Origin of the sequence: Nocardiopsis sp. FR4, assembly GCF_009830945.1 — a bacterium.
GTDB lineage: Bacteria > Actinomycetota > Actinomycetes > Streptosporangiales > Streptosporangiaceae > Nocardiopsis.
This window is the reverse complement of the sequence record NZ_VWVV01000033.1, coordinates 40,160-66,806: the sequence shown is the minus strand read 5'-3', so window position 1 is coordinate 66,806 and position 26,647 is coordinate 40,160. Positions and strand designations below refer to the sequence as shown.

25 protein-coding genes, 1 tRNA gene and 1 other RNA gene are annotated in these 26,647 nt (G+C 73.1%); 12 read left to right on the top strand and 15 right to left on the bottom strand.

The window, feature by feature from the left end:
• Positions 1-68: 68 nt before the first annotated feature.
• From FYW95_RS23685 to FYW95_RS23675, 3 genes are all read right to left on the bottom strand, one after another.
• Entirely contained in the window at positions 69-935 is an 867-nt protein-coding gene (locus tag FYW95_RS23685) for a LacI family DNA-binding transcriptional regulator (protein ID WP_160050857.1), read from the bottom strand.
• On the bottom strand, positions 935-3,400 hold the full coding sequence (locus FYW95_RS23680) for a glycoside hydrolase family 2 protein (RefSeq protein WP_159945511.1): 2,466 nt from the start codon (positions 3,398-3,400) through the stop codon (positions 935-937). Before FYW95_RS23680 ends, FYW95_RS23685 begins: the two co-directional genes overlap by 1 nt.
• A gap of 165 nt (positions 3,401-3,565) precedes the next feature.
• Positions 3,566-3,889, bottom strand: coding sequence for a dienelactone hydrolase family protein (locus FYW95_RS23675; RefSeq protein WP_159945510.1), 324 nt, complete (start codon positions 3,887-3,889; stop codon positions 3,566-3,568).
• A 598-nt stretch (positions 3,890-4,487) separates the two neighbouring features.
• Here FYW95_RS23675 and FYW95_RS23670 point away from each other — a divergent pair.
• Positions 4,488-5,738, top strand: coding sequence for an ROK family transcriptional regulator (locus tag FYW95_RS23670; RefSeq protein WP_159945509.1), 1,251 nt, complete (start codon positions 4,488-4,490; stop codon positions 5,736-5,738).
• A gap of 159 nt (positions 5,739-5,897) precedes the next feature.
• Here FYW95_RS23670 and FYW95_RS23665 read toward each other — a convergent pair whose 3' ends face one another.
• The 5 genes from FYW95_RS23665 to FYW95_RS23645 all read right to left on the bottom strand — a co-directional run bounded on the left by FYW95_RS23665 (position 5,898) and on the right by FYW95_RS23645 (position 11,417).
• A complete protein-coding gene (locus tag FYW95_RS23665; RefSeq protein ID WP_159945508.1) occupies positions 5,898-6,434 on the bottom strand; it encodes a PadR family transcriptional regulator in 537 nt (178 codons plus the stop codon).
• Between the two features lie 22 nt (positions 6,435-6,456).
• On the bottom strand, positions 6,457-7,314 hold the full coding sequence (locus FYW95_RS23660; protein ID WP_159945507.1) for a Rieske (2Fe-2S) protein: 858 nt from the start codon (positions 7,312-7,314) through the stop codon (positions 6,457-6,459).
• A gap of 83 nt (positions 7,315-7,397) precedes the next feature.
• Positions 7,398-9,407, bottom strand: a complete 2,010-nt coding sequence (locus tag FYW95_RS23655) for an NADPH-dependent 2,4-dienoyl-CoA reductase (protein WP_160050856.1) — start codon at positions 9,405-9,407, stop codon at positions 7,398-7,400.
• A 93-nt stretch (positions 9,408-9,500) separates the two neighbouring features.
• Positions 9,501-10,298, bottom strand: a complete 798-nt coding sequence (locus tag FYW95_RS23650; RefSeq protein ID WP_159945505.1) for an SGNH/GDSL hydrolase family protein — start codon at positions 10,296-10,298, stop codon at positions 9,501-9,503.
• A gap of 189 nt (positions 10,299-10,487) precedes the next feature.
• A complete protein-coding gene (locus FYW95_RS23645; RefSeq protein ID WP_159945504.1) occupies positions 10,488-11,417 on the bottom strand; it encodes an alpha/beta fold hydrolase in 930 nt (309 codons plus the stop codon).
• 133 nt (positions 11,418-11,550) lie between these two features.
• Between FYW95_RS23645 and FYW95_RS23640 the strand changes: the two genes are divergently transcribed.
• A complete protein-coding gene (locus FYW95_RS23640; protein WP_159945503.1) occupies positions 11,551-11,865 on the top strand; it encodes an ArsR/SmtB family transcription factor in 315 nt (104 codons plus the stop codon).
• Between the two features lie 112 nt (positions 11,866-11,977).
• Here FYW95_RS23640 and FYW95_RS23635 read toward each other — a convergent pair.
• A tRNA-Ser gene (locus FYW95_RS23635) sits at positions 11,978-12,062 on the bottom strand.
• Positions 12,063-12,120: 58 nt separating this feature from the next.
• On the bottom strand, positions 12,121-13,473 hold the full coding sequence (locus FYW95_RS23630) for a DUF2252 domain-containing protein (RefSeq protein WP_159945524.1): 1,353 nt from the start codon (positions 13,471-13,473) through the stop codon (positions 12,121-12,123).
• Between the two features lie 103 nt (positions 13,474-13,576).
• Here FYW95_RS23630 and ffs point away from each other — a divergent pair.
• Together ffs and FYW95_RS23620 are read left to right on the top strand one after the other, a co-directional pair.
• Positions 13,577-13,672, top strand: an RNA gene (gene ffs / locus FYW95_RS23625) — signal recognition particle sRNA small type.
• 108 nt (positions 13,673-13,780) lie between these two features.
• The gene (locus tag FYW95_RS23620) at positions 13,781-15,871 is read left to right on the top strand and encodes a DNA polymerase III subunit gamma and tau (RefSeq protein WP_160050855.1); all 2,091 of its coding nucleotides are present in this window, start codon (positions 13,781-13,783) and stop codon (positions 15,869-15,871) included.
• On the opposite strand, the gene FYW95_RS23615 is transcribed toward FYW95_RS23620, so the two are convergent.
• Positions 15,868-16,509 (bottom strand): TetR/AcrR family transcriptional regulator, encoded by a 642-nt coding sequence (locus FYW95_RS23615; RefSeq protein ID WP_159942638.1) that lies wholly within the window; start codon positions 16,507-16,509, stop codon positions 15,868-15,870. The genes FYW95_RS23620 and FYW95_RS23615 overlap by 4 nt on opposite strands.
• Positions 16,510-16,630: 121 nt before the next feature.
• On the opposite strand from FYW95_RS23615, the gene FYW95_RS23610 reads away from it, so the two are divergent.
• The gene (locus tag FYW95_RS23610; RefSeq protein WP_159942637.1) at positions 16,631-16,834 is read left to right on the top strand and encodes a DUF6243 family protein; all 204 of its coding nucleotides are present in this window, start codon (positions 16,631-16,633) and stop codon (positions 16,832-16,834) included.
• Between the two features lie 36 nt (positions 16,835-16,870).
• On the opposite strand, the gene FYW95_RS23605 is transcribed toward FYW95_RS23610, so the two are convergent.
• Positions 16,871-18,028: a methyltransferase domain-containing protein gene (locus tag FYW95_RS23605; protein WP_159942636.1), complete on the bottom strand. Its 1,158-nt coding sequence runs from the start codon at positions 18,026-18,028 to the stop codon at positions 16,871-16,873.
• 102 nt (positions 18,029-18,130) lie between these two features.
• Complete coding sequence (locus FYW95_RS23600) at positions 18,131-19,285, bottom strand: alkene reductase (RefSeq protein ID WP_159942635.1); 1,155 nt, start codon at positions 19,283-19,285, stop codon at positions 18,131-18,133.
• A 68-nt stretch (positions 19,286-19,353) separates the two neighbouring features.
• Between FYW95_RS23600 and FYW95_RS23595 the strand changes: the two genes are divergently transcribed.
• From FYW95_RS23595 to FYW95_RS23575, 5 genes are all read left to right on the top strand, one after another.
• On the top strand, positions 19,354-19,830 hold the full coding sequence (locus tag FYW95_RS23595; RefSeq protein ID WP_159942634.1) for a MerR family transcriptional regulator: 477 nt from the start codon (positions 19,354-19,356) through the stop codon (positions 19,828-19,830).
• A gap of 11 nt (positions 19,831-19,841) precedes the next feature.
• Positions 19,842-20,177: a YbaB/EbfC family nucleoid-associated protein gene (locus FYW95_RS23590; RefSeq protein WP_159942663.1), complete on the top strand. Its 336-nt coding sequence runs from the start codon at positions 19,842-19,844 to the stop codon at positions 20,175-20,177.
• Positions 20,178-20,380: 203 nt separating this feature from the next.
• Entirely contained in the window at positions 20,381-20,980 is a 600-nt protein-coding gene (recR, locus tag FYW95_RS23585) for a recombination mediator RecR (RefSeq protein ID WP_159942633.1), read from the top strand.
• Positions 20,981-21,159: 179 nt separating this feature from the next.
• Entirely contained in the window at positions 21,160-22,431 is a 1,272-nt protein-coding gene (locus tag FYW95_RS23580) for an aspartate kinase (protein ID WP_159942632.1), read from the top strand.
• A complete protein-coding gene (locus FYW95_RS23575) occupies positions 22,428-23,489 on the top strand; it encodes an aspartate-semialdehyde dehydrogenase (protein WP_159942631.1) in 1,062 nt (353 codons plus the stop codon). The genes FYW95_RS23580 and FYW95_RS23575 overlap by 4 nt, the downstream gene beginning before the upstream one ends.
• Before the next feature lie 42 nt (positions 23,490-23,531).
• Here FYW95_RS23575 and FYW95_RS23570 read toward each other — a convergent pair whose 3' ends face one another.
• The gene (locus FYW95_RS23570; protein WP_159942630.1) at positions 23,532-24,275 is read right to left on the bottom strand and encodes a GntR family transcriptional regulator; all 744 of its coding nucleotides are present in this window, start codon (positions 24,273-24,275) and stop codon (positions 23,532-23,534) included.
• A gap of 363 nt (positions 24,276-24,638) precedes the next feature.
• On the opposite strand from FYW95_RS23570, the gene FYW95_RS23565 reads away from it, so the two are divergent.
• Both FYW95_RS23565 and FYW95_RS23560 read left to right on the top strand, forming a co-directional pair.
• Positions 24,639-24,989, top strand: coding sequence for a PLD nuclease N-terminal domain-containing protein (locus FYW95_RS23565; protein ID WP_159942629.1), 351 nt, complete (start codon positions 24,639-24,641; stop codon positions 24,987-24,989).
• A gap of 213 nt (positions 24,990-25,202) precedes the next feature.
• Positions 25,203-25,850, top strand: coding sequence for an HhH-GDP family DNA glycosylase (locus FYW95_RS23560; RefSeq protein WP_160050854.1), 648 nt, complete (start codon positions 25,203-25,205; stop codon positions 25,848-25,850).
• 2 nt (positions 25,851-25,852) lie between these two features.
• Here FYW95_RS23560 and FYW95_RS23555 read toward each other — a convergent pair whose 3' ends face one another.
• Positions 25,853-26,632, bottom strand: a complete 780-nt coding sequence (locus FYW95_RS23555) for a cupin domain-containing protein (protein ID WP_159942627.1) — start codon at positions 26,630-26,632, stop codon at positions 25,853-25,855.
• Between the last annotated feature and the right edge of the window lie 15 nt (positions 26,633-26,647).

The window sequence follows — 26,647 nt, the reverse complement described above, 5'->3', positions numbered from 1 at the left end:
CCCGTCGACGGGACGCCTTGTCGACGGGAAGACCTGTCGACATGTCGGCCCCGCGTCCGCCCGAGGGGTCAGGGCCGTGCGTCGGCGGGCGCCGGGCCGGTGCTGCCGCGCGGCACGAGGTGCGCGGTGGGCGACCACCGCTCCCGCACGGCCCGACCGTCGGCGCACTCCAGCGCCGACTCGGCCACCGAGACGCCGTACCGGTACACGTCCACGCTCAGGGTGGTCAGCGCGGGTGTGGCCAGGCGGCACAGGGTCGAGTCGTCCCAGGCCACCAGGCTCAGCCGTTCCGGAACGGGCACGCCGAGCCCGCGCGCGGCGTCCAGTCCGGCCACCGCCATGACGTCGTTGTCGTACAGGACCGCCGTCGGCGGGGCCACCTGGCGCAGCAGCTCGGCCGTGAGCCGCTCCCCGGCCTCGGCGGAGTAGTCGCCCTCCGCCAGGACCGGGTCGGCCAGCCCGGCCGCGCGGCAGCCCTCCACGAGGGCCTCCGTGCGGACGCGGGTGTGCACCAGGTGCGCGGGGCCGGTCACCCGGGCGATCCGGCGGTGGCCCAGGTCCAGCAGGCGGGTCAGCGCCTCCCGGACCGGGGACACGTGGTCGGTGCGCACGGTGGGCGTGGCGGGGTCCGGCTCGGGGGCTCCGGCGATCACGGCGGGCAGGCCGAGGTCGCGCAGCACACGCGGGCGCGCGTCCCCCTCCGCCGGGTTGACCACCACGACCGCGTCCACCAGGCGCCGCTCCGCCCACCGGCGGTAGGCGGCCAGTTCGGCCTCCGGGCCGGTCACCAGGTGGAGCAGCACCGACATGTCGCGGTCGGCCAGCCGCTCCTCGATCCCGGCGATGAACTCCATGAAGAAGGGTTCGGCGCTGAGCAGACGGCGCGGCCGGGCCAGAACCAGCCCGACCGCGCCCGCGGTCTCGCGTTCGCCCATCAGGCCCGTCTCGCCCGCGCGTGCAGGGAGTTGGCCGAGCGCAGCACGGGGGCCGCGGTCAGCGCGACCGGGTCCACCTCGGCCTTGGTGCGCACCATGAAGGTGTGCGTCTCCCCGGCCAGCAGGTCCACGAGCATGTCGTCCACCTCGGCGTCCGGGGCCAGGCGGTCGGCCAGTACCGCGACGTCCCTGGCGAAGGAGGAGGCGCGCACCTCGACCCGGTAGCCGCCCTCGACGGGCGCGGCGACGGCGGTCAGCGCGCCGGGGTCGTAGGCCAGGTGCACGTCCTCGCGGAAGGGACGGACCACGCGGGCGTCCTCGGTGGTGGCCACGAACACCTCCTTCGTGGTGTCGCCGGCCGCGAGCGACTCCCGCGCCAGCGCCAGTTCCGCGACGGACCGGGGCGGTACGGCCAGGTCGATCCTATCGGTGTGCAGCACCTCGCCCCCGAAGGTCTGTCGCTCGGCCCGCACCGGCGCGGACCAGGCCTCGTCGGTGTCGTTGACCGCCACCAGGACCAGGCGCCCGTCCCGGGGCTGCACGGTCAGCAGGCGCGGCGCGTAGGCGCGGCGCAGCCCGTACCAGAGGGGTTTGGGCCGCTCGTCGCCGTCCACGGCGGCCCAGGAGGTGACCGGCCAGCAGTCGTTGATCTGCCAGACCAGGGAGCCCGCGGTGCGCGGCCACCAGGACCGGAAGTGCTCGACGCCGAAGGCGACCGCGCGGGCCTGGTTGAGCTGGGTGGCCCAGTGCCAGTCCTCGAAGCCGCGGGGCGTCGGCAGGTGCGCGGACAGGCCCCGGTCGAGCTTGCCGTTGCCGTCCTCGGCCTTCTGGTGCAGCAGGAAGGCGGCCCCGGTGGGGGTGAGCGGCTCGTCGTGCACCCAGTCGGTCAGGGTGGCCCAGGTGGGCGGCCCCTGGAAGCCGAACTCGGAGCAGAACCGGGGCACGTGGTCCTGGTAGGCGCGGTAGTCGGTCTGGTTCCACACGACCCACTCGTGGCGGGTGCCGTGCGCCTCGTCGTTGGGGTGGACCTCGTCCAGGGCGAACCGGGGGGTGTAGGGGCTGCCGTCGGAGTAGAAGCGGGTGGGGTCGAGTTCGGCGACGATCCGGGGGAAGAGTTCGGTGTAGTAGCCGTGGCCCCAGGTGCGGCCCTGCAACTGCTCCTGCCAGCCCCAGTCCATGAAGCCCCAGAGGTTCTCGTTGCCCCCGTTCCACAGGGCCAGCGAGGCGTGCGAGGACAGGCGGGCGACGTTCTCCCGGGCCTCGGCCTCGAACTCGCTCCGCAGCGGCTCCTCCTCGGGGTAGGCGGCGCAGGCCAGGAGGAAGTCCTGCCACACGAGGACGCCGCGCTCGTCGCAGACGTCGTAGAAGTCCTCGCTCTCGTAGATGCCGCCGCCCCACACGCGCAGCATGTTCATGTGCGCGTCCACGGCCTGGTCGACGCGCCGGGCCAGGCGCTCGCGGGTGATCCGGGTGAGGAAGTGGTCGTCGGGGATCCAGTTGGCGCCCTTGACGAAGATCGGCTTGCCGTTGACCACGACGGTGAAGGGGGTGCCGTGCTCGTCGGGCTCGGTGTCCACGGTGACGGTCCGGAAGCCGATGCGGCGGGAGGCGGAGTCCAGCTCTTCGTCGTCCCCGCCCAGACTGACGTCCAGGTCGTACAGGGGCTGGTCGCCGTGGCCCGCGGGCCACCAGAGGTTCGCGTCGGGCACCTCGACCACGACCACGGGGTCCGGGGATCCGGGGGCCACGGTGGCGCTGGCCCTGTGCCCGCCGACCTCGGCGGTCAGGAGGACCGGGTCCTCCCCCGCCCACTCGACGCCGGCGTGCACCTCGACCCGGCCGGTGCCGTCCTCGCCGACCGTGACCAGCGGTCGCACCCCGGCCAGGCGCGCGGTCCGCCAGCGCTCCAGGCGCACGGGCTTCCAGATCCCGGCGGTCTGGAAGTCGGGCCCCCAGTCCCAGCCGAAGGAGCAGGCCATCTTGCGGACCATGTTGTACGGGTGGGTGTTGACGTGCGGCCGGGCGCCGAGCCTGTCGCGGAGTTCCTCGGCGTACTCCAGCGCGGGGCGGAAGGAGACCACGAGCTCGTTGGTTCCGGCGCGCAGGGTGTCGCGCACGTCGAAGCGGTACCCGCGGTGCATGTTGGCGGTGGTGCCGAGCTCGACCCCGTTGAGCTCGACGGTCGCCACCGTGTCCAGGCCGTCGAAGGCCAGGTCGACGCGCTCGCCGGGTTCGGCGGCCTCGGCCTCGAAGGTGAGGGAGTACCGCCAGTGGACGCGGTGCGCCCAGGCCAGTTCGGTCTCGTTGGTGTCCAGGTAGGGCTCGGGGATCAGCCCGGCGGCCAGCAGGTCCAGGTGGGTGCTCCCGGGGACCCGGGCGGGGACGGAGCGGCCCGCTACGTGCTCGGGAACGGGTCCGCTCGTGGCGGTCAGCTCCCAGCCGTCGTGAAGGGTGTGGCGGATCATCGTGCCTCTCCGGGTCGGGGCTCGCTCGGGAGGCCGCCGGTCGGGGCGGTCCTCGTGCGCGAAAACTCTTGTGCTGAGGATTCTTACTTTGATGAACTAAGTAAGTCAACCAGTCGGTGGCGACGAAGGAGACGGCACCGTGCGCCCGGCCCCGCGGCTCCGGCCTCAGGCCAGGGCGTCCAGGACGGTGCCGGTGAAGTCGGTGACCAGGCGGTTCCAGGTGCGCCAGCGCAGCATGGCGTGCACGTCCAGCGGCACACGGACGAACTCGGCCGAGGCGGCCACCTTGGCGATCCGCTCGGTGTGCGGGGCCGAGGCCCGGGGGCTGGTCCTCAGGTCGCGGCTCCCGTGGGCCACGAGCACGCGCCGCCCGCGCAGCTGCTCCACCGGTTCCCCCTCGGGGAGCCAGGGGGCCAGCGCCGCGACGCCGCGCACCGGGGGCAGCCCGCCCGTGCGCAGCGCGACGCGTCCGCCCAGGGAGTGGCCCACCGGCACGACCGGAACGTCGCCCAGCTGGCGGCCCGCCTCGTTGACCGTGCGCCCGTCGTCCTCCAGGGCCTGGCGCCCGTCGCCCCGGTGACCCGTCCGCCGTGCGGGACGATCGCCACCGCGGTCATCGGGACCAGCGGCTCCCAGCGGGTCACCCAGGGACCGCTCGGTGAGAGGGCGCGCTCGACGAGTGTCGGACGTGACGGCGGGGAAGCCCGCATACCCGTGTTCTCCTCCCGTTCGGACCGCGCGCTCCGGTGCCGCGGCGGTCGTGCTCCCTGTGTCTTCGGTGCCGGACTTCTGGGCGGATTGCCCGCCTCCGGGCCCGCCCGGCGCCTCCGCCCGGTACGGACGGTTCCGTGCCCCGGGGCGTTTGACCGTAGCTTCTCAGGCGGCGTGACACGGGATACCCGAAACCGGGAATCGGTACGCGGGCAGCGGGACGGAGCGGCGGACGAGGACGGTGGGTGACCGGGGTTCCCGGAGGCGGGAGAGGCGCCCGGGGCCGCCTCCGCCGGGGCGGCGGTACGCTGATACGCGCTCTCGCGCGGCGGCGTGCACCGCGGGGCGCCACGCCACACGAGCGGTGGAGGTAGCTTTGGGCGGTCCAGCACGGGCCATTCCGCACACGACGAGCCGGGCGGCCGTCCTGGACGTCATCCGCGCGGCGGGCACCATCAGCCGGGTCGGCCTGGTCGAGGCCACCGGCTTCACCGGGGCCACGATCTCCACCGTCGTCCGCAAGCTCATCGACGACGGCCTGGTCCGCGAGACCGGCCGCGCCGAGTCCACCGGCGGCAAGCCCCGGGTGCTGCTCCAGCTCAACCAGGAGTCCCGCTACGCCGTCGGCGTGCACATCGACCCGGTCGGCATCACCTACGCCCTCACCGACCTCACCGGTGCCGTGGTGTCCCGGCTGACCCGCGCCGGGGTGGGACCGGAGGACCCCGCCGAGATCACCGTCCGCATGTCCCGGCAGGTGGACGCCCTCGTGGCGGGGGCGGGGATCGACCGCGGCCGGGTGCTGGGCGTCGGGATCGTGACCCCGACCGGGGGCCTGCACCGCCAGCCCGCCCTGCGCCACTGGGCCGACTTCCCCGTGGCCGACGAACTCGGCGACGCCGTGGGCCTGCCCGTGGTCCCGGGCAACGACGCCACCGCCGCCGCCCTCGGCGAGTACTGGTCCGGGGTGGTCAACGGCTCGTCCATCTTCGCCGCCGTGTACATGGGCACCGGGGTGGGCGCCGGGGTGCTGGTCAACGGCATCCCCTACCACGGGGCCAGCGGCAACGCCGGGGAGATCGGGCACGTGTGCCTGGACGTGGACGGGCCGCCGTGCTGGTGCGGCGGTCGGGGCTGCACCGAGGCGATCGCCGGGCCCGCCGCCGTGGTGGCCGCCGCCCGGGCCGACGAGGCGCTCGCGCGCGGCGCCGACCTGGCCCGCGAGGGCGGCCGGACCTGGCCGTCGGTGGCGGCGGAGTTCACCGCCGTGGTCCGCGCCGCCCGCCGGGGCGAGCCCACGGCCCGCGCCCTGCTGGAGCGCTCGGCCCGCCACCTGGCCGTGGCGGTGCGCACCCTGGCCAACGTGATGGACCTGGACCTGCTGGTGCTGACCGGCTCCAGCCTGGCCGTGGCGGGGTCGGTCTACCTGCCCGCCATCCGGCGCGAGCTGGACCGGGCGTTCTTCGCCCGCGCCACCCATCCGGTCGAGGTGCGCCTGTCCACCTCGGCCTCCACGGCCCCGGCGATCGGCGCGGCCACCATGGTGCTGCAGAGCCAGCTGGTGCCGCTGCGCCCCGGGTCGCGGCTGCCCGGAAACCTCTCCGAGTCCGAGGCCGTCCAGGGCTGAGCGGGGTCCCGTTTCCCCGAACCCCCTGGCGCCCCCGGCGCGTCCTAGAGACGATGGCGGTCGGTCCGGAGGCGGCGGAGGCCGGGATTGCGGTGGGGTTCGGGGCGTCTGTTCGTCTTCCTGGCGCTGATCAGGAGACACGACGCGGACCCCGCCTGATCAGTCCGCCTTCTCCAGCTCCTCGATGGCGCGGGACAGCCACGACACCCACCCGGCCTCCATGTCGATCCCGCCGAGCAGCACCAGACGCTGCACGCGCTCCTGCTCGCTGCGCGGCCCGTCCGGGTAGTCCCGCCGCTCGAACCCCCGGTACTCCTCCAGCCTGAGCAGGTGCAGGTCGCGGTGGCGGCGCAGCTCCGGCACCAGGCCGCGCACCCCCACCACCCCGGCGGCGCGCAGCCGCAGCGGCAGGGGATCCCGGGCCACCTTGGGGTCCTCGCGGGTGTCCACCCACCGCTCCAGCTCCTCGCGCCCCGCGGGCAGCACCTCGTACTCCTTGCGCTGCCCGCGGGTGGGCGCGTCGGTCGGCCGCTCCCGGATGAGCCCGTCCCGCTCCAGCTTCCCCAGCTCCCGGTAGATCTGCTGGTGGCTGGCCGACCAGAAGTACCCGATCGAGCGGTCGAAGCGCCGGGCCAGCTCCAGTCCGGAGGACGGCTTCTCCAGCAGGGCGGTCAGGATGGCGTGGGGCAGGGACATGTGCGCATTCTAGGGAGCCCGCTCACTCCTCGGGTGCGCGCAGGCGCACCCGCACCCGGCCGCCCGCCACGGAGGTCTCCATGGCCTCCAGCGCCGCGGTCGCGGGCCCGTGCGCGACCGCGCCGTCGTCCAGGCGGAACTCGCTGCCGTGCCAGGGACAGCGCACGCACCCGTCCACGCGCTCACCCTCGGCCAGGGGAGCGCCCATGTGCGGGCAGGTCCCCAGGAACGCGGTCACGGAGTCGCCGGTGCGCGCCACCACCACCGGGACGCCGTCCACGTCGCCGCCGCCGATCCCGCCGTCGGGGAACCCGTCCAGCGGGCCGAGGTCGTGCCAGCCCCCGGGCACCAGGTCGGCGAGGTAGTCGGCGCTGTTGGCTCCCGCCGCGCGGTAGTAGGCCATGTGGCCGCCCAGGGAGCCGCTGAACCCGACCAGGCCCATCCCGGCAAGGGCCCAGAACCTCCCCCAGCCGTGGCTGCCGCGCGCCCGGGCCAGCGAGGAGGCGCCGAACAGCAGGGCGCCCGCCCCGTTGGCCGCGGCGTGCACCACGCCCACGCGCTGCTGGCGCTCGTGCTGCTGCGCCCAGTCCGCCAGGCCGCTCAGCGCCGCGGGCAGGCTGGAGAGCAGCCCGGCGTTGACCAGCGCGTGCGCGCTGCGGCGGTGGTCCCCGGGCAGCATGTCCAGCAGGACCGCCGCCATCCACGTGCCGATGGGCAGCTGCACCAGGATCGGGTGCGCGGGATGGCCGAGCTGCACGCCGTGCAGCAGGTCGCGGACCGTGCCGGCCGGGATGCGTCCGGCCAGGTTCTTCAATGTGGAGACCGCCGGGTCGAGTCGCTCGTCCCGTTCGATCACGCGAACGTCTTCACCGAATCTCATGGTGGACCGGCTACCCCGGGCAGCCGGTCGTCACTCGTGCGTGACCGGGCTCCGCGCAACCTTGAACCGGTCTTGACGGCCGGTCACAGCGTCGCGGCCAGGCGGGTGCCCTGGTCGATGGCGCGCTTGGCGTCCAGCTCGGCGGCCTCGTCGGCGCCACCGATCAGGTGGGCCCCGCGGCCCAGGGCGGCGAGTTCCTCGGCCAGGTCCCGGCGCGGCTCCTGGCCCGCGCACAGTACGACCGTGTCCACGTCGAGTACGCGATTCTCACCGTCCACCGTCAGGTGCAGGCCCTCGTCGTCGATGCGGTCGTAGGTCGCGCCCGCGACCGTCTCCACCTGGCGGTGGCGCAGCTCCAGGCGGTGGATCCACCCGGTGGTCTTGCCCAGGCCCGCGCCGACCTTGCCGCTCCGGCGCTGGAGCAGGTGCACCGCGCGCGGCGGTGCCGGGCGCTGGGGGGCGCGCAGGCCGCCCGCCGAGGCGGGGTCGGTGTCCACGCCCCAGGCGCGCAGGAAGCCCTCGACGCCGTCGTGGTCCTCCCCGTGGGTGAGGAAGGCGGCGACGTCGAAGCCGATGCCGCCCGCGCCGATGATCGCCACCCGCTCGCCGACCTCGGCCCGGCCGCTGAGCACGTCCGTGTAGCCGACCACAGTGGGGTGGTCCGTTCCGGGGATGCCGGGCACGCGCGGGGTGACGCCGGTGGCGAGCACGACCTCGTCGTAGTCCGCCAGGTCGGCGGCGGTCACCGTGGTGTCCAGGCGCAGGTCCACGCCGTGCTTGTCGAGCTGGACCCGGAAGTAGCGCAGGGTCTCGTCGAACTCCTGCTTGCCGGGGACCCGGCGGGCCAGGTTGAGCTGTCCGCCGATCTCGTCGGCGGAGTCGAACAGGGTGACGGAGTGCCCTCGCTCGGCGGCGGACACCGAGCAGGCGAGTCCGGCGGGCCCGGCGCCGACCACGGCCACCCGCTTGCGCAGGCGGGTGGGGGAGAGCACGAGTTCGGTCTCGTGGCAGGCGCGCGGGTTGACCAGGCAGGAGGTGATCTTGAGGCTGAACGTGTGGTCCAGGCAGGCCTGGTTGCAGCCGATGCAGGTGTTGATCTCCTCGGGGGTGCCCGCGGCGGCCTTGGCGACGAAGTCGGGGTCGGCCAGGAAGGGGCGGGCCAGGGAGACCATGTCCGCGTCGCCCCCGGCCAGGACCGCCTCGGCGACCTCGGGGGTGTTGATCCGGTTGACCGCGACCAGCGGCACCGAGACCTTGCCCCTGAGCCTGCGGGTGACCCAGGTGTAGGCGCCGCGCGGAACCGAGGTGGCGATGGTGGGTACGCGGGCCTCGTGCCAGCCGATGCCGGTGTTGATGATGGTGGCCCCGGCCTCCTCGACGGCCTGGGCCAGCTGGACCACCTCGTCGAAGGTGGAGCCGCCGGGCACCAGGTCGAGCATGGACAGCCGGTAGACCAGGATGAAGTCCTCGCCGACGCGTTCGCGCACGCGGCGCACGATCTCCACGGGGAAGCGCATCCGGTTCTCGTAGGAGCCGCCCCAGCGGTCCTCGCGCCTGTTGGTGGCCGAGGCGATGAACTGGTTGATCAGGTAGCCCTCGGAGCCCATGACCTCCACACCGTCGTATCCGGCGTGCTTGGCCAGTTCGGCGGCGCGGGCGAAGTCCTCGATGGTCCGCTCGACCTCGTCGCCGGTGAGCGCGCGGGGGGTGAAGGCGCTGATCGGGGCCTGGAGGGCGCTGGGGGCGACGGCGTCCTCGTTGAAGGCGTAGCGGCCGGTGTGCAGGATCTGCATGGCGATGCGCCCGCCCTCGCGGTGCACGGCCTCGGTGATCTGGCGGTGCTCCTCGGCCTCCGCCTCTGTGGTCATCTTGGCCGCGCCCCTGAAGGTGGCGCCCTCGGGGTTGGGGGCGATGCCGCCGGTGACGATGAGGCCGACACCGCCCCGGGCGCGCTCGGCGTAGAAGGCGGCCATCCGCGCGAAACCGCCGGGCACCTCCTCCAGGCCGACGTGCATGGAGCCCATGACCACGCGGTTGCGCAGGGTGGTGAAGCCCAGGTCCAGCGGTTCCAGCAGGTGGGGGTAGTCGGCCATGTCGTCTCCTCGCGCGGTGCCTCGCGGGCCGGTGTCCGGCCGACCCGACACTCATTATGCAACAAGTTGCAAAAGGAGGCGAGGGCGGTCCGCTCAGGCGCTGTCCAGGCTCCGGCCGTCCTCCCACGGGAGCAGGGCCGGCCGCTTGGCCGTACGGCCGTCGCCGGAGGAGCGTCCGTACAGGCGCCGCACCGCCCACGGGCCCAGGAAGGCGCCCAGCCAGCGGACCTCCTCGGCCACCGTGCGCAGGACGCCGGTCCGGGGCAGCGGGGGCAGCGGCGCGGACCAGGACTCGTCGGCGCCGGGCAGTGCGAGCGCCGACGCCAGCGCGTCAGCGATCCGCTCGTGCCCCAGCGGGGTGCAGTGCAGCCGGTCAGGGGCCCACAGGCGCCGGTCGGTGGAGACCTCGTGCCTGGCGACGTCGGCCACCACCACGCCGTGCCGGGCGGCCGCGGCGCGCAGGCGCTCGTTGAAGTCCAGCACGCGCGGCACCAGGGGCCGGGTCAGCGGGGCCACCTTGGCCATGTTGGGAAAGGTCAGGGTCGCCACCCGGGCGCCGGCCGCGGTCAGCTCCGCGAACATCACCTCCATGTGGCCGATCACCGCGTCGGCGTCGTACCCGGAGCGGATGACGTCGTTGACCCCGGCGAACACGGTGGCCAGGTCGGGGCGCATCTCCAGGGCGGGGGCCAGCTGTTCCGCGCGCACCTGGGCGGCCTGGCGGCCCCGGACGGCGAGGTTGGCGTACTCCACCCGCGCGCCCCCGGCGGCGAGGCGGGCGGCCAGCCGGTCAGCCCAGCCGCGCAGCCCGGTGGCGTCGTCGCCGTCCCCGACCCCCTCGGTGTGGCTGTCGCCCAGCGCCACGTAGCGCACGACCCCGTCGGTTCCCATGCCTTCTCCCCACGTCACGGACACACCGAAAAGATACTCCACAAGGTGACTATGCACCTTGTGGAGTAGGGCGTGTCCGGAGCCGGGATGGCAACGCCTCCCCCCCCCGGGGCCGGGGGACGGGTCGGCCGGTGGCATCCGGCCCCTACGCCTGAGCCGGGTCCAGGCGTAGGGTTTTCACGCCGCACCTCAGCGGAGGAAGTCCTCCAGGGCCTCGATCACGGCCGCGGGCTGCTCCTCTGGAATGTAGTGGCCGCAGTCGTCCACCCTGAGCACCCGCACGTCGGTTCCCTTGGCCGGAAGCACTCCGCTCAGAGACGCGTGGTTGCTCAGGTCGCCGCCCAGGGCGAGGAGCGGTGCCCGGAGCGGACCGTAGGTCCGCTCGTCGGCGATGTCGGTGGTGAACGCCCGGTACCAGCTGTTGCCCGCGCGGATCGCGTCGGCCGTGGAGTAGGCGCGGGCGTAGACCTCGCGGGAACGTTCGTCGAGGGACTCGGGGTCCTTGGCGAGGTACTCGGCGAGCCAGTCGACCAGGAGCCGGAAGCGCCCCTCCAACAGCTTCTCGGGAAGTCCGCCGACCTGGTTGAAGGCGAACCACCACAGGAAGGCGCGGTCCCCGTCCTCGATCACCGTGTTCACGTGCTGGTCCGGGCCGGGGAGCAGCCGCAGGTCGGACCACGTCCCGTCCGGGTGCGGTACGTCCAGCAAGCAGATCCGCCGCGTCGCCTCCGGATGGTTGGCGGCGTACGCGTAGGCGACCATGGCGCCGATGTCGTGCCCGGCGATGTCGACGGATTCCAGGCCCAGGTGGCGGACGAGCGCGCGGATGTCGTCCGCCATCGTCCTCTTGTCATAGCCGCCGGCGGGCTTGGCCGAGGAGCCCATGCCGCGCAGGTCCACGCTGATCACCCGGCGGCGGCGCGCCAGCGCGGGCATGACCTTGTGCCACTGCCACCAGGTCTGCGGCCAGCCGCCCAGCAGCAGCAACGGGTCTCCGGCGCCGCCCTCGACGTAGTGCAGGCGGACGCCGTTGACGTCGGCGTGGTGGCTGGAGAAGGAGCCGTCGAGCGAGCGCGCCAGTTCGGCGTCGCTCAGGGGGTCCGTTCGGGACGCGGTCATAGGGGTGGTGCCTCGCCGTCTAGTCGTACGCGGGGGAGCGAATTGTCCTAATGTACGAATTCATCGTACTAACGGACATGGCGGGGTCAAGCCTCATCGGTGACTGAGTACGTGGTCCGCGTACAGTGGTGCCATGCCCGTGCTGCACCATCCCGACGCCGCCGACATCGAACTCGTCGACGTCCTGGCCGCCTTGGGGCATCCCGTCCGCCTGGAGGTCGCGCGGGCGCTGTCCAGCGGGGCGGAGCGGTTCTGCGGGGAGGTGCTGACCGACGTGCCCAAGTCGAGCATGACGCACCACTGGCGGGTCCTGAGGGAGAGCGGTGTGATCCGCCAGCGCCGGGTCGGGCGCAGGCTCTACCTCACACTGCGCCGCGACGACCTCGACGCCCGCTTCCCGGGCCTGTTGGACCTGGTCCTGTCGGACGAAGGGGCCCGAGCGTCCTGACCGGCGCCCGCGCCGACGGGCCCTTGGCACGGAACGGCCGACTGAGACTAGGTACGACGAAGGCCCCGACCGGTGTCCGGTCGGGGCCTTTCGTTTCGGCTGCTAGCCGCCGCGGAGGATAGGGGATTCGAACCCCTGAGGCGTTGCCACCAACACGCTTTCCAAGCGTGCGCCCTAGGCCACTAGGCGAATCCTCCGCGAACAACTCTACATGCCGTCACGGGGTGCTCTGAACAGGTTTTCGCGGGCCGCCGTTCAGGAGACGCGGCTGGACCGCACGCCGCGGATCGCGTTGTTGCGGAAGGCGTCCACGAACAGCGAGTGGTCCGCCCGCGCCTGGGCCGCGTAGCGGTGGGCGAAGTCCGCGCACCACCGGGTGAACTCCTCCTCGTGGCCGTCGAGCACCTCCATGACCGCCTCCTCGGTCTCCCCGCTGACCAGGGTGGCGTCCGCGTGCGAGTCCGAGACGCAGTGCGCCTTGGCGGTGGCGCGGCCCAGGTAGTCCAGCACCGGGGCGATCTCCGCGGGCTCGGTCAGCCCGTCCCAGTCCAGGTCGTTGGTGTAGGGGGAGACCTCGCTCACCACGAAGCCCACGCCGTCGATCTCGGTGTGGCCCAGCAGCGGGTCGGCGTGCGCCTGGAGCGCGCGCTGGGACACGGCGGTGCGGTGCCCGTGGTGCTTGAAGTACTCCATGATCCCGCGGTCGGTCACCACGCGGGAGGGCGCGGCCACGTTGCCCTGCTTCACCGACAGCACGACGTCGTTGTCCCAGGCCTCGGACTGGCCCTCGATGAGCACGCTGTAGGCCGGGAGCCCGGCCGAGCCGATCCCGAAGCCGCCGCTGCCCACCACGTCCTTGACCCCGTAGTTCAAAGACGCGAACCGCTGGTCCTCGGGGATGGTTCCCAGGTAGGTCTCGAAGGCGGCCAGTACCTTGTCCCGCTCCCCGTCCTCCAGGCGGCGTGCCCGGGGGCCCTCGCGGAACCGGCGGCTGTACCCGTCCCGGTAGGTCATGGACAGCAGCATGTCGGCGCGGCTGTTGAGGCGGGCCTGCTGGAGCACGTCGTGCACCGTGCCGTCGGTGTTGTCCAGCTTCAGGGAGAACTCGGAGTCGCCGCCCCGGGTGGCGAACTGGCGCACCTGGTCCACGTAGGCGCCGACGTAGCGGGGCACGAGCGCGCTGATGTCCTCGTCGGAGAGGGCCTTCTGCCAGCCCATGAGGGCGATGCTGGCCACGAACCTGAGCACGTCCCAGGTGAAGTGGCCGAGGTAGGCCTCGTCGAAGTCGTTGACGTCGAACACCAGGCGGCCGGTGGAGTCCATGTAGGTGCCGAAGTTCTCCGCGTGCAGGTCGCCCTGGATCCACACCCGCGAGGTGCGCTCGTTGGCCCAGGGGTCGTCCATGGCGGCGACGTCGGTGTAGAAGAGGGCGGCGCTTCCCCGGTAGAAGGCGAAGGGGTTCGCGGCCATCTTGCGGAACTTGACCCGGAAGGCGGCCGGGTCGGCGGCCATCAGGTCCGAGAAGGCGTTCTCCAGGGTGTCCACGATGAGGTCGCGGCGCGCCGGGGAGCTGTCTGTGGAGTCCAGGGGGTTGAGCATGGAGTCCATCATGTCGAAGGTGCGCGGCTTGTCCAAGCAGTCGGTTTCGCCGGTTGCCGGACAGGGCGCCGACGGGTTGCCCGAGCGGTCCCGGGGTCGGATACACTCGGGTGCAGACCCCTCGTGCGGCGTCACCCTATGAACCTCCCCAGGGCCGGAAGGCAGCAAGGATAAGTAGGCTCTGGCGGGTGCGCGGGGGGTCCTTTCTCTTTCTCCGGCCCGGTCGAACCCCTCCCGGTCTGCGCCAACCGTCGCGAGCTGTCACCGCCCGCGGGTTGAATGGACACGTGGCAGGGACCAGGGGAGTGATCACACCGTGAGCATCGCGCTGTACCGCAAGTACCGGCCCGCGACGTTCGGGGAGGTGCGCGGCCAGGAGCACGTGACCGACCCGCTGCGCCAGGCGCTGCGCAGCGGACGGATCAACCACGCCTACCTGTTCAGCGGGCCGCGCGGCTGCGGCAAGACCACCAGCGCCCGCATCCTGGCCCGCTCGCTCAACTGCGCCGAGGGCCCCACCCCCGACCCGTGCGGCGCCTGCGACTCGTGCGTGGCGCTGGCCCCCGACGGCGGCGGCAGCATCGACGTCATCGAGATCGACGCCGCCTCCCACGGTGGTGTGGACGACGCCCGCGACCTGCGCGAACGCGCCTTCTTCTCCCCGGTCAGCTCGCGCTACAAGATCTACATCATCGACGAGGCGCACATGGTGACCCGTGAGGGTTTCAACGCGCTCCTCAAGCTGGTGGAGGAACCCCCGCCGCACCTGAAGTTCGTGTTCGCCACCACCGAGCCCGAGAAGGTCATCGGCACGATCCGCTCACGGACCCACCACTACCCCTTCCGCCTCATCCCGCCGAGCACCCTCAGGGAGCTCATGGAGGACCTGCTCAAGGAGGAGGGGGTCCCCTACGACCCGGCCGCGCTGCCGCTGGTCGTGCGCGCGGGCGCGGGCTCGGCGCGGGACACGCTCTCGGTGCTGGACCAGCTCATCGCCGGTTCCGACGAGGGCGGCATCACCCGTGAGGGCGCCGTCTCGCTGCTGGGCTACACCGACTCCAGCCTGCTGGGCGAGATGGTCGACGCGCTCGGCGCCCGCGACGGCGCCGCGGTGTTCGGCCTGATCGACCGCGTGGTGGAGGGCGGACAGGACCCGCGCCGGTTCACCACCGACCTGCTGGAGCGCTTCCGCGACCTCGTCGTGCTGGCCGCCGTCCCCGACGCCCTGGACAAGGGCCTGGTCAACGTGGCCGCCGAGGCCGCCGAGCAGATGCGGGGACAGGCCGGCCGCCTGGGCCCGGCCGAGCTCTCCCGCGCCGCCGACATCCTCAACCAGGGGCTCACCGAGATGCGCGGGTCCACCGCGCCCCGGATGATGCTGGAGCTCATGTGCTCCCGGATCCTGCTGCCGGGAACCGACGGAAACCAGGGTGCGGCCCTGCTGGCCCGCCTGGAGCAGCTGGAACGCCAGGTCGCCTCCGGCGCGGTGGCGCCCGCCGCCCCTCCGGCCGCGCCCCCGTCCGGCCCGGCCGAGCCCGTCCGGGCCGCCGCGGCCCCGGCCCCCGCCCTCCGGCGCGAACCCGCCCCGCGCCCCGACTCCCCGCCCGCACCGGCGCCCGCCGAGCGGCGCTCCGAGCCCGAGGGCTGGGACGCCCCGCCCCCCGCCGCCGGAGCGCCCGTGCGGGGAGCGGCGCCCGCGCAGGCCGGAGGCGCCCTCGACCTGGGCCGGGTGCAGGGCGCCTGGAACCAGATCCTGGAAGCGGTCAAGGGCCGCCGCCGGTTCACCTGGATGGTGCTGAGCGGCAGCGACGTCCGTCCCGTGGCGGTGGAGGGCAACGCCGTCCTGCTCGGCTTCTCCCGGCCCAACGAGGCCAAGGGGTTCAGCAACAGCGGCAGCGACCAGGTGGTCGCCGCCGCGATCCAGCAGGTGCTCGGAATCGAGGCGCGCGTCGCCGCCGCGGGTTCCGCGGCGGCCCCCTCGCCCGCGCGCAGGCGCGAGCCCGCGCCCCAGGCGGCCGAGCCCGCCGGGTGGGACGCCCCCGGGCCCGCGGCGCCCGAACCCGAGCCCCGGCCGGCACAGGCCGACGCGCCCGAGCCCGCCGCGGAGCCCGCGGCCCCCGCCGGACCGCCGCCGGACCGGATCGTCACCGGTCTGCAGGAGCCGCCGCCCGACCCCTACGAGGACGCCGCCGCGGCCCCGCCCCCGGAGCACTCCGACCCCGCGCCCGCTCCGGCCGCGCCTCCGGCACCCGAGCCCGCCCCGTCCCGGCCGGAGCCTCCGGCCGGCACCGGGGCCCCCTCGGAGCCCGCCGTGCCCACGGGGAGCGGCGCCTCGCTCGTCGAGTCGGTCCTCGGGGGCCGGATGATCGAGGAGATCGAGCACGAGGCGCAGGACCCCTCGCTTTAGTCCCGGGCCTTCCGGTTCCGGGGACGCAGGGCCCGCAGCACCGTGTCCACCAGCGCGTCCGCGTACGCGTGGGTCAGCGGCGCGGTGCGCAGCAGCCAGCGGTGGTGGAGAGCCCCGTTGATCAGGTCCGCGGCCAGTTCCAGGTCGGCCTCCGGGTCCAGTTCGCCCGCGGCCGCGGCCGAGCGCAGACGGTCCTTGAGCGCCTCGGTGTTGGGCCGGACCAACCGCTCGTTCACGGCCTCGGCCAGGTCCGGGTCGCCCTGCATCTCGGCGGTGAACGCCCGCATGGTCCGGTCCATCGCCGGGACGGCGAACTCGTCCACCGTGGCGCGCAGCACCGTCCGCAGGTCCGCGGTCAGGTCGCCGGTGTCGGGGAAGGGCTCCCCGGCGGCCGATCCGGTCAGCGCCGTGAACACGTCGAAGACCACCGCGGCCTTGGAGGGCCACCAGCGGTAGATCGTCTGCTTGCCGACGCCCGCCCGGGCGGCGATCGCCTCCACCGTCAGCCTGGCGTAGCCGACCTCGCCGAGCAGTTCGGCGGCGGCGTCCAGGACGGCGCGCCGCGCGCGCTCGCTGCGGCGCCGGGGGTTGGGGCCGCGGCGGGCCCGGGTCTCTTCCTGTGCGGTGCTCTGTGCCATACCTGTCACGGTAGCCGCTGAAAAAGGACGAGACGTATCGTCTTGCGAGGGGTATCCTTCGGAGGTCAGGTTTGATCGCGGCGGGGCCCGGCTGGCCCGCCCGGAGGGAAAGGAGGTCCGCGTGGCCAGGAACAGCGACAACCTTCTCGGCATGGGCGGACAGCGCACCACAGTCTCCCGCTCCGCGCTCCGCGGGGGCAAGGGCGGCATGAAGGGTGGTCCCAGCGCTGACGCCGTACAGCGCAAACAGGACCTCCTGCGCAAGCTGCGGGAGCGCAACGCCCCCGAGACCGAGAGCACGGAAAGCGCCGACAAGGCGAAGTGAGCCCGCGGCGGCGGCCCCGGCCGGGGCCGCCGGTGCTCACACCGGCCAGTTCCGGCCGTCGGGGGAGTCCAGCCACACCCGGTGCGCGCCGTCGGGCTCCACCGACAGCCCGAACCGGTCCGGCTGCGGCTCGCCCAGCTCCCCCCACAGGCGCAGGGCCTCCTCGAACTCGTCCCAGATGCTGCGGGGACCGCCCTGCTCGATCATCCACGAGGTGCCGTAGGGGTACACGCGCACCCAGGAGAGGCCCTCCGCGTCGCACACCCACACGCCCGAACCGGTTCCGATCCACCGCCGCCGCACCCGCCAGTCCGGGACCATGACCGACAGCGCGAAGGCCGACGGGAAGGCCAGCAGCGGCGCCACCGGGTCCTCCTGGGTGAGCCGGTACTCGTCGGGCTGCTGCCCCGCGTCGCGCACCGGCTCGGTCGTCCGGCCGGGCACGCGCAGCGGCACGAACCCCACCCCGCCGTGGAAGCCGCCCCGCGCCGAACCGTCCCCGGGGCACTCCAGGCGCGCGAGCACCCCGGCGCCCTCCAGCAGCCCCCACGGGCAGACCACCAGGCCGTCCGGGCGCAGCTGCTCCAGCCACGCGGGCGGCAGCCGCCGCAGCCCGCAGGCGGAGACGACCCGGTCGTAGGGCGCGTCGGGCGGATAGCCCCCGTACCCGTCGGCCACGTGCACCGCGGGGGAGTAGCCCTCCGTGCGGAGGGCCTCCCGGGCGGCACCGGCCACGTGGGGTTCGATCTCCAGCGAGGTGACGGCCCCGTCGCCCAGCCGGTGCGCCAGCAGCGCCGTGTTCCACCCGGTGCCGGTGCCCACCTCCAGTACCCGCTGTCCGTTGGCCAGGTCGGCCAACTCCAGCAGCCGGGCCAGGACCGTGGGAGCCGAGCTGCACGAGGTCACGCCCTCCGCCCGGGCCGCCTCGGCCCGGGGCTCGGGGGAGCGGTGGCCGAGGGCGCCGGGGGCCTCGACCTGGGTGACGATGGCGTTGTCGGCGTAGATGGCCGCGAGCCACCGCTCCGGGTTGCTGTTGGCGTTGAGGGCGGTTCCGTAGGAGGTCAGCGCACCGGTCTCGGGGATGAAGCGGTGCCGGGGGACCGAGCGGAACGTGGTGATGAGGGCGGCGTCGGTTAGTGTGCCGTCCGCGATCATCGCCTCGACCAGCGCCGAGTGGCGCTCTCTGGCGGTCAACACGTCCTCAGTCCCCCGTGGCTCTCAGCGGTTGCGGCAGCACCCGAGGGCACTACCGGGACTTTTGTGCCCCGCGGAACACCATTTCAACCGAGAGCGACGTTAACGGCACCGTTGGCCTTCTTCCTGGTCACGGGCCCCGTCCGGGGCGTCGTGGCGCGGGTAGTCCACGTAGCCCCGGGGGCCGGAGGTGTAGTGGAAGTTCCGCTCGCGGATCGGCGCCCACGGCACCCCGGCGGCGATCCGCTCGACCGCGTCCGGGTTGGAGATGTAGGGGCGCCCCACCGACACCAGGTCCGCGAGGCCGTCCGACACCAGCCGGGCGGCGGTCAGGGGGGTGGTCTCCTCGTGCTCGCCGGTGTTGCCGACCAGGGTTCCGCTCCAGCGCGGGCGCAGATCCGCCAGGGCCGGGTAGACCGGATTGTCGGTCACGTGCAGGTAGGCCAGGCCCAGCGGGTCCAGCGCGGCCAGCAGCCGCCGGTAGACGGGCGCCGGGTCGCGCTCGACCATCCCGCCCTCCGGGTTGCCCGGTGCGATGCGCAGCCCCACCCTCTCGGCGCCGACCGCGTCGGCCACCGCCTCGGTGACCTCGACGGCGAACCGGATCCGCCCGACCGCGTCGCCGCCGTAGCGGTCCGTGCGCAGGTTGGTGTTGTCGGCGAGGAACTGGTGCGGCAGGTAGCTGTTGGCGCCGTGGACCTCCACCCCGTCGAAGCCCGCCCGCAGCGCGGCGCGCGCCGCGTCGGCGTGGTCGGCGACCGCCTGGCGGACCTCGGCGAGGGTCATCGCGCGCGGGAGCACGGTCTCCACCTTGCGGTCGAGGGTGTGCAGCAGTCCGGGGGCGCGTACCGCCGAGGGAGCCAGGGGCGTACTGCCGTCCAGCCGGTTGGCCGGGTGGCTGTTGCGTCCGGCGTGCATGATCTGGGCGAAGATCCGGCCTCCCGCGGCGTGCACGGCGCGGGTGACCCGGCGCCAGGCCGCGACCTGCTCCTCGGTGAACAGCCCGGGCTGGGTGAGGTGCTGCTGTCCGGCCACGCTCGGGGCGATGCCCTCGGAGATGATCAGTCCGGCCCCGGCGCGTTGGGCGTAGTACTCGGCCATCACCGGCTGGGGGACGGCCCGGCGGTCCGCGCGCAGGCGGGTCAGGGGGGCCATGACGACCCGGTTGGGCAGGGTCAGGGCGGGCAGGGCGTAGCCGTCGAGCAGGACGTTCGCCGGTGCGGTGGAGGCGGTGTACGCGGTGCTTGTCGTGTTCATGGGCCGAGCGTAAAATCTGACATCCATGTCAGTTTCAAGTCCTTGTGGTACACGTCACGGGAGGTGCGGTGCGCATCGGTGAGCTGTCGCGGCGGACCGGGGTCAGCACCCGTTCACTGCGCTACTACGAGGAGCAGGGGCTGCTGTCCTCGACCCGCACCGCGGGCGGGCACCGCGAGTACGGGGAGGAGGCCCCCGAACGGGTCGATCGCATCCAGTGCCTGTTCTCGGCGGGCCTCAACAGCGACACGGTGCGCGAGCTCCTGCCGTGCATGTACGCCCAGGAGCGCGGCGACCCCGCGCCCGACCTGCTGGACTGGCTCCGGGCCGAGCGGGAGCGCGTCGACGACGCCGTCCGTCAGATGGAGCGGACCCGGGACGCGTTGGACGCGGTGATCCGCGATGCCGGCGCCCGCGGCACCGGTACCCGCGACGCCGCTCCTCCCGGGGCGCCCGCACGTGTGCCGATGACCGGTTACGCTCACAGAAACAGCGACACGACACCGAGAACCAGCACCACGAGTGCGGCGAGGAGACGGCCGTGAACCCTGGCGGAATGGACATGCAGGCCCTGCTCCAGCAGGCCCAGCAGATGCAGCAGCAGCTCGCGCAGGCCCAGCAGGCGCTGGAGGAGGCCGAGGTCGAGGGCACCTCCGGCGGGGGCCTGGTCAAGGTCAAACTGAGCGGGCGCGGGCAGGTGGAGGACATCACCGTGGACGCCCGGGCCATCGACACCAGCGATGCCGAGGAGAGCGCCCAGACCGTCGCCGACCTGGTCCTGGCGGCTATCCGCGACGCCGAGGCTCAGGTGGAGCGGCTCCAGCAGGAGAAGATGGGCCCGCTCGCCGAGGGTCTGGGCGGCGGGATGCCCGGCGGCCTCCCCGGCTTCTAGACCCACGCCTCCTCCCCGCATCCGGCCCCGCCGCCCGCGGCGCGGCACGCGGTCGCGGACCCGCCGGTCCGGGCGCCCTCCGGGGCGCTCCGGGCCGGTCCCGATTCCGGAACCGGTGTACCGTGCGGGTCGCCGCTGCGGATACGGTGGGGTCATGGGGAGACGGACCGCCCCGACAACCGGTCCGACCTGGTGGGTAGGCGATGTACGAAGGCGCGGTGCAGAATCTGATCGACGAGCTCGGGCGGCTGCCCGGCGTCGGTCCGAAAAGTGCGCAGCGCATCGCCTTCCACCTGCTGTCCGCCGAGCACGCGGACGTCAAACGCCTCGTCAACGCGCTGGTCGAGGTCAAGGAGAAGGTGCGCTTCTGCGAGGTCTGCGGCAACGTCGCCGAGGAGGAGCGCTGCCGCATCTGCCGCGACGCCCGCCGCGACCCCGCCGTCATCTGCGTGGTCGAGGAGTCCAAGGACGTCGTCGCCATCGAGCGCACCCGCGAGTTCCGGGGCCGCTACCACGTCCTGGGCGGCGCCATCAGCCCCATCGAGGGTGTGGGCCCCGACGACCTGCGCATCAAGGAACTCATGACCCGTCTGGCCGACGGCCAGGTCACGGAGCTGATCCTGGCCACGGACCCCAACCTGGAGGGGGAGGCCACCGCGACCTATCTGGCGCGGCTGGTCAAACCCATGGGGTTGAAGGTGACCCGTCTGGCCAGCGGCCTGCCCGTGGGCGGCGACCTGGAGTACGCCGACGAGGTCACCCTCGGCCGCGCCTTCGAGGGGCGCCGCAGCCTGGAGTTCTAGCTCACATTCGCCGTTGATCTCGGCGAAACATGAGTAACCTCCGTCTGACCGGGTAAGCCCGAGCGCTGGTGTGTCAAGACGCCACGCCCTCCCGCCGCAGGTTGGACGGGGTCGACGAGGACGTCGCTGGCTACACTCCATTTCATTGTCTTGATCCCAACTCCTCAGGAGCATCGATCGTGGCCCTAATCGTGCAGAAGTACGGTGGGTCTTCCGTGGCCGACGCGGAAGCCATCAAGCGAGTAGCCCAGCGGATCGTCGCTCAGAAAAAGGCGGGATATGACGTCGTCGTCGTGGTCTCGGCCATGGGCGACACCACCGACGAACTACTCGACCTCGCCGAGCAGGTGTCCCCGTTGCCGCCCGCGCGCGAACTCGACATGCTGCTCACCGCGGGTGAGCGCATGTCCATGGCCCTGGTGGCCATGGCCATCGAGAACCTCGGGTTCGAGGCCCGGTCCTTCACCGGCTCCCAGGCCGGTGTCATCACCACGTCGCTGCACGGCAACGCCAAGATCATCGACGTGACCCCGGGCCGCATCCAGGAGGCCGTGGACGAAGGTGCCATCTGCATCGTCGCCGGCTTCCAGGGCGTCTCCCAGGACAGCAAGGACATCACCACCCTGGGCCGCGGCGGCTCGGACACCACCGCCGTGGCGCTGGCCGCCGCCCTGGAGGCGGAGGCCTGCGAGATCTACAGCGACGTCGACGGTGTGTTCACCGCCGACCCGCGCATCGTGCCCAGCGCTCGGCGCATCCCCCAGATCTCCTACGAGGAGATGCTGGAGATGGCGGCGTGCGGGACCAAGATCCTGCACCTGCGCTGCGTCGAGTACGCGCGTCAGTACAACATCCCCCTGCACGTCCGCTCATCTTTCAGCCAGAAGCCCGGGACCTGGGTCGTCCCAGAAGTCGAGGAAAGCGAAGGCATGGAACAGCCGATCATCTCCGGTGTCTCTCACGACCGGAGCGAAGCCAAGATCACCGTCGTCGGAGTGCCCGACAAGATCGGTGAGGCCGCGACGATCTTCCGGGCCCTGGCCGAAGCCGAGATCAACATCGACATGATCGTCCAGAACGTGTCGGCGGTCTCCACCTCGCGTACCGACATCTCCTTCACGGTCCCCAAGGACTTCGGCAAGGAGGCGGTCGCCGCGCTGAAGAAGGTGCAGGAGAAGGTCGGTTTCGAGTCCCTGCGCTACGACGACAAGATCGGCAAGGTGTCGCTGATCGGCGCGGGCATGCGCTCCTACCCGGGTGTCACCGCCCGCTTCTTCGACGCCATCGCCGCCTCCGGCACCAACGTCGAGATGATCTCCACCTCGGAGATCCGCATCTCGGTGATCGTCGAGGAGGACCAGATCGACGCGGCCGTGCGCGCCGCCCACAGCGAGTTCAAGCTCGACGCCGACCAGGTCGAGGCCGTCGTGTACGGAGGTACCGGACGATGAGCAACCGTCTTCCCACCCTGGCCGTCGTCGGCGCCACCGGCGCCGTCGGCACCGTGATGCTGGACATCCTGACCCAGCGCGAGAACGTCTGGGGCGAGATCCGCCTCGTGGCCTCCCCGCGCAGCGCGGGCAAGGTCCTGCGCGTGCGCGGCGAGGACGTGGTGGTCCAGGCCCTGGCGCCTGAGGTCTTCGACGGCGTCGACGTCGCCATGTTCGACGTCCCCGACGAGGTCTCCAAGGAGTGGGCCCCGGTCGCCGCCGCCCGCGGCGCGGTGGCCGTCGACAACTCCGGCGCCTTCCGCATGGACCCCGACGTTCCGCTCGTGGTGCCCGAGGTCAACGCGGACCAGGTCCGCAACCGCCCGCGCGGTATCATCAGCAACCCCAACTGCACCACCCTGTCGATGATCGTGGCCATCGGTGCCCTGCACCGCGCCTACGGCGTCACCGACCTGGTGGTCTCCTCCTACCAGGCCGCCTCCGGCGCCGGCCAGGAGGGCATCGACACCCTGCGCGACCAGATGGCCAAGGCCGGCGCCGACCGCAGCCTCGGCGACAAGGCGGGCGACGTGCGCGCCGCCGTCGGTGAGCTGGGCCCGTTCCCGGCTCCGCTGGCCTACAACGTCGTGCCGTGGGCGGGCTCGCTCAAGGACGGCGGCTGGTCCTCCGAGGAGCTGAAGGTCCGCAACGAGTCCCGCAAGATCCTGGGCCTGCCCGACCTGCGCGTCTCGGCCACCTGCGTCCGCGTTCCGGTGATCACCACCCACGCGCTGGCCGTGCACGCGACCTTCGCCGAGGAGGTGACCGCCGACGCCGCCCGCCAGCTGCTCGGTTCCGCCGAGGGCGTCGTGGTCCAGGACGATCCGGCCAACGGCGAGTTCCCGACCCCGGCCGACGTCGTGGGCACCGACCCGACCTGGGTCGGCCGCATCCGCCAGTCGCTGGACGACCCGAGGTCGCTGGACCTGTTCCTGTGCGGGGACAACCTGCGCAAGGGCGCCGCGCTGAACACCGCCCAGATCGCCGAGGTCGTGGCCCGGGAGTTCACCCAGGCCTGACCCCGTGACCGGAGGGGGAGGCGGCCGCCTCCCCCTCCGCGTTCAGCACCGCCGCGGGTCGCCGGGCCGCCGGGGCCGGGCCAGGGTCAGTTTGTAGAGAAAGCGACACTGCTCGGTCGACCCGATGAGGTCGGAGGTCTCCACCGGCCGGTTCCCGCTGTAGTGGGTCCGCTCCACCACCAGCACGGGTACGCCGGGAGCCGAGCCGAGCAGGGAGGCCTCGCAGTCGCGCAGGGCCCGCACTCCCACCTCCTCCACCACCCGGTCCACCGGGTGGCCAGCGGCGCTGAGGCGTTCGAGCAGCCCGGTCCCGGGCGAGCTGTCGAACGGGGTGCGCAGTGTGCCCACCGTCAGGGCGGCGGGCTCCCAGGACCGGTGCAGGGTGACGGGCCGCTCCGCGGACATGCCGCGCGAGGTGGTGAGGTACACCGGGTCGCCCTCGCGCAGCCGCAGCCGCGAGGTCAGCGGCTGGGTGCACTGCTCCTGCTCGGTGCGGACCTCCTCCCGCCGGAGTCTGCCGAGGCCGGAGCCGGAGGAGGCGTCGGTCCGGCAGAGCCGGAAGATCTCGGGGACCTTGCGCACGAAGTAGCCCGATCCGGGCCGCGACTCCACCAGCCCCTCGGTGACCAGCAGGCGCAGCGCGGTACGGGAGATCTGCTCGCTGACCCCGTGGTTGCGCGCCAGCCGGGTCCGGGAGGGCAGCCGCGTGCCGGGCGGCATCTCCCCGTTCAGGATCGGTTTGCGCAGCTGGTCGGCCAGCCAGAGGTATCGGGGTTGCCTGCTCATGGTCACCGGGCTCCGGCCGCGACGCCTCCCGTGCCGTGCCCGCCTCTGGAGGCCCAGGGGGGAGCGATGGTGCGTACGGAGAGGAGGTCGGGGGTGCCACCGCCGCCGGTGGGGACCCCGGGAGGGAGGGGGTGAGGGAACCTGCCAGATCGCCGAAGCTCGCCCATGGTTCCCAGTAAAGCAGTGAAAAGCGCTGGTAGGGGGCTTACTCGATAGTAGGGGGCGGTATCGCGAGCGGTCCGTGGAATCGGAACTCAGGGCGGAGGCTGGTGGAAACGCCCGAAAACCACGTGATGGCGGGAACGTGATACCGAAATGATTACCCTGCGTCACAACGGGAGTGGAGACTGCTGGGGGGATGTCATGATCACGAGTCTCGCGGACCGTGCGGAGACGGCCGTCACCTGGATGGGCGGGACTACGGGGGTGGTCCTGGCGCTCGCCGCCGTGGCCCTGGCGGTACTGGTGGTGGCCGCGATCATCTCGGCCCTGGCCGACCGGAACACGTCCGGGGGCGGCAAGCTGCTGTGGATCATCTTCGTGCTCTGGTTCCCGCTGTTCGGGGCGGTGGCCTGGTTCGTCGTCGGCAGGAAGGGGCACCTCAACCGCTTCCTCGGCATCGACAAGGGGCGGGCCCGCCACTCGGTCCCGGTCAGCGTGGGCCAGCACAGCGACGCGGCGGCCAGGAACGGCGGCAGCCTGCGCCACGCCTGAACCGCGCGTCCCAGAGGAGGGGCCGGACGGCACGGCCCGGGAGCCCCGGAGCGGGGGAAGGGGGCGCTCCGGGGCTCCCGCGCGTCCGACTCTCCGTAATTGATTACTTTGCGTGACTATTCCTCGCTCGGGGGCGCGTCGTCACCGACCCGGCCGGGTACCGGTCCGGTGACGGACACAGGTGACGGACACACCGGAAGGAGGGCGGCGGAGATGGCCGAGCAGACCGAGGTCGCCCGCGCCGTGGTGGAGGAGGCCGGACGGACCCTCGCCGCCGAGGCCGGGATCAGGATGGCCGACGGGCCCGCGCCGCTGTGGCAGCTGCTGGTGCTGGTGAACCTCATGTCCGCGCGCATCTCCGCCGACATCGCGATGTCGGCCGCCCGCGAGCTCAACGGGGCGGGAGGCACCACACCCGACGGGATGGTCGCGCTGAGCTGGCAGGACCGCGTCGACGCGCTGGGCCGAGGCCGCTACGTCCGCTACGACGAGAGCACCGCCACCCGGCTCGGCCGGTGCGCCGACCGGGTGCGCGAGGAGTACCGGGGTGATCTGCGCCGTCTCGGGGAGGAGTCCGGGCGGCAGGTCGCGCGCCTGGAGTCCGCGCTCCGGGAGTTCCCCGGCATCGGCCCGGCGGGCGCGGCGATGTTCTGCCGCGAGGCGCAGGCGGTGTGGCCCTGGCTGCGCCCCTACACCGACGACCACGTGCTCTCCGGCGCCGCCGAGATCGGCCTGCCCGAGGACGGGGACGCCCTCGCGGAGCTGGTGAGGGGGGAGGACATGGCGCCCCTCGCGGCGGGGCTGGCCCGGATCTCCCGCGACGGCGACCTGGCCGAGCGGGTCCGCCGGAAGGCGGGTTGAGGTCAGTCCGGTAGGGCCTCGAAGTCGGCGAAGTCGAATCCGGGGGAGACGAAGCAGCTGACCAGGACCTCACCGGCGAGGGGGCGGGCGGTCTGCCAGGTGGCGGCTGGCACCACCGCCTGGAGGCGTTCGCCCCGTTCGATCCCCGGGCCCAGGGTCACCTGCCCGTCGGGCTCGGGAGCCGCGCCCGTACCGCCGTACTCCAGCAGCAGGGGACCGCCCCGGTTGAACACCCACACCTCGTCGGAGCGCACCCGGTGCCAGCGCGACTCCTCGCCGGGGCCCAGCAGGAAGTGGATGCCGGTGGCGGTGGACCGCGGCCCGGGGTAGCCCTCCGGGCGGACCGTGACCCCGCTGTGCCAGGTCCGCCGGTACCAGCCGCCCTCGGGGTGCGGAAGCAGGCCCAGGGCCTCGGCCGTCGCGGACCGCCCCTCGATCCCGGTGTAGCGGCCCGAGGGGTCGCGGCGCAGGTAGCGCACCCCGACCACGGCCGCGCGGGGGATCGGTCCGTAGACGTGCGGGAAGAGCACGTCCTCGCCCACGCCCGGCGGCGGGGCGGGGTCGGCCGCCTCCCAGCGCACCTCGGCGCCGACCGCGTCCGTGTCCACGGTGAGCGCCACCAGCTGCTCCTCGGCCCGCGCGTAGAGGGCGTTGGCCACCGCCAGCAGGGCGGCGTCGTCCGGTGAGGCGTGGACGAAGCCCCGGGTGCGCAGGGACGGGGCCTCGACGTCGCCGCCCGCCGCCCAGCGTTCCAGTTCGGTCAGGTGCAGTACGTGGGGCATGCCGCCGACCGTACC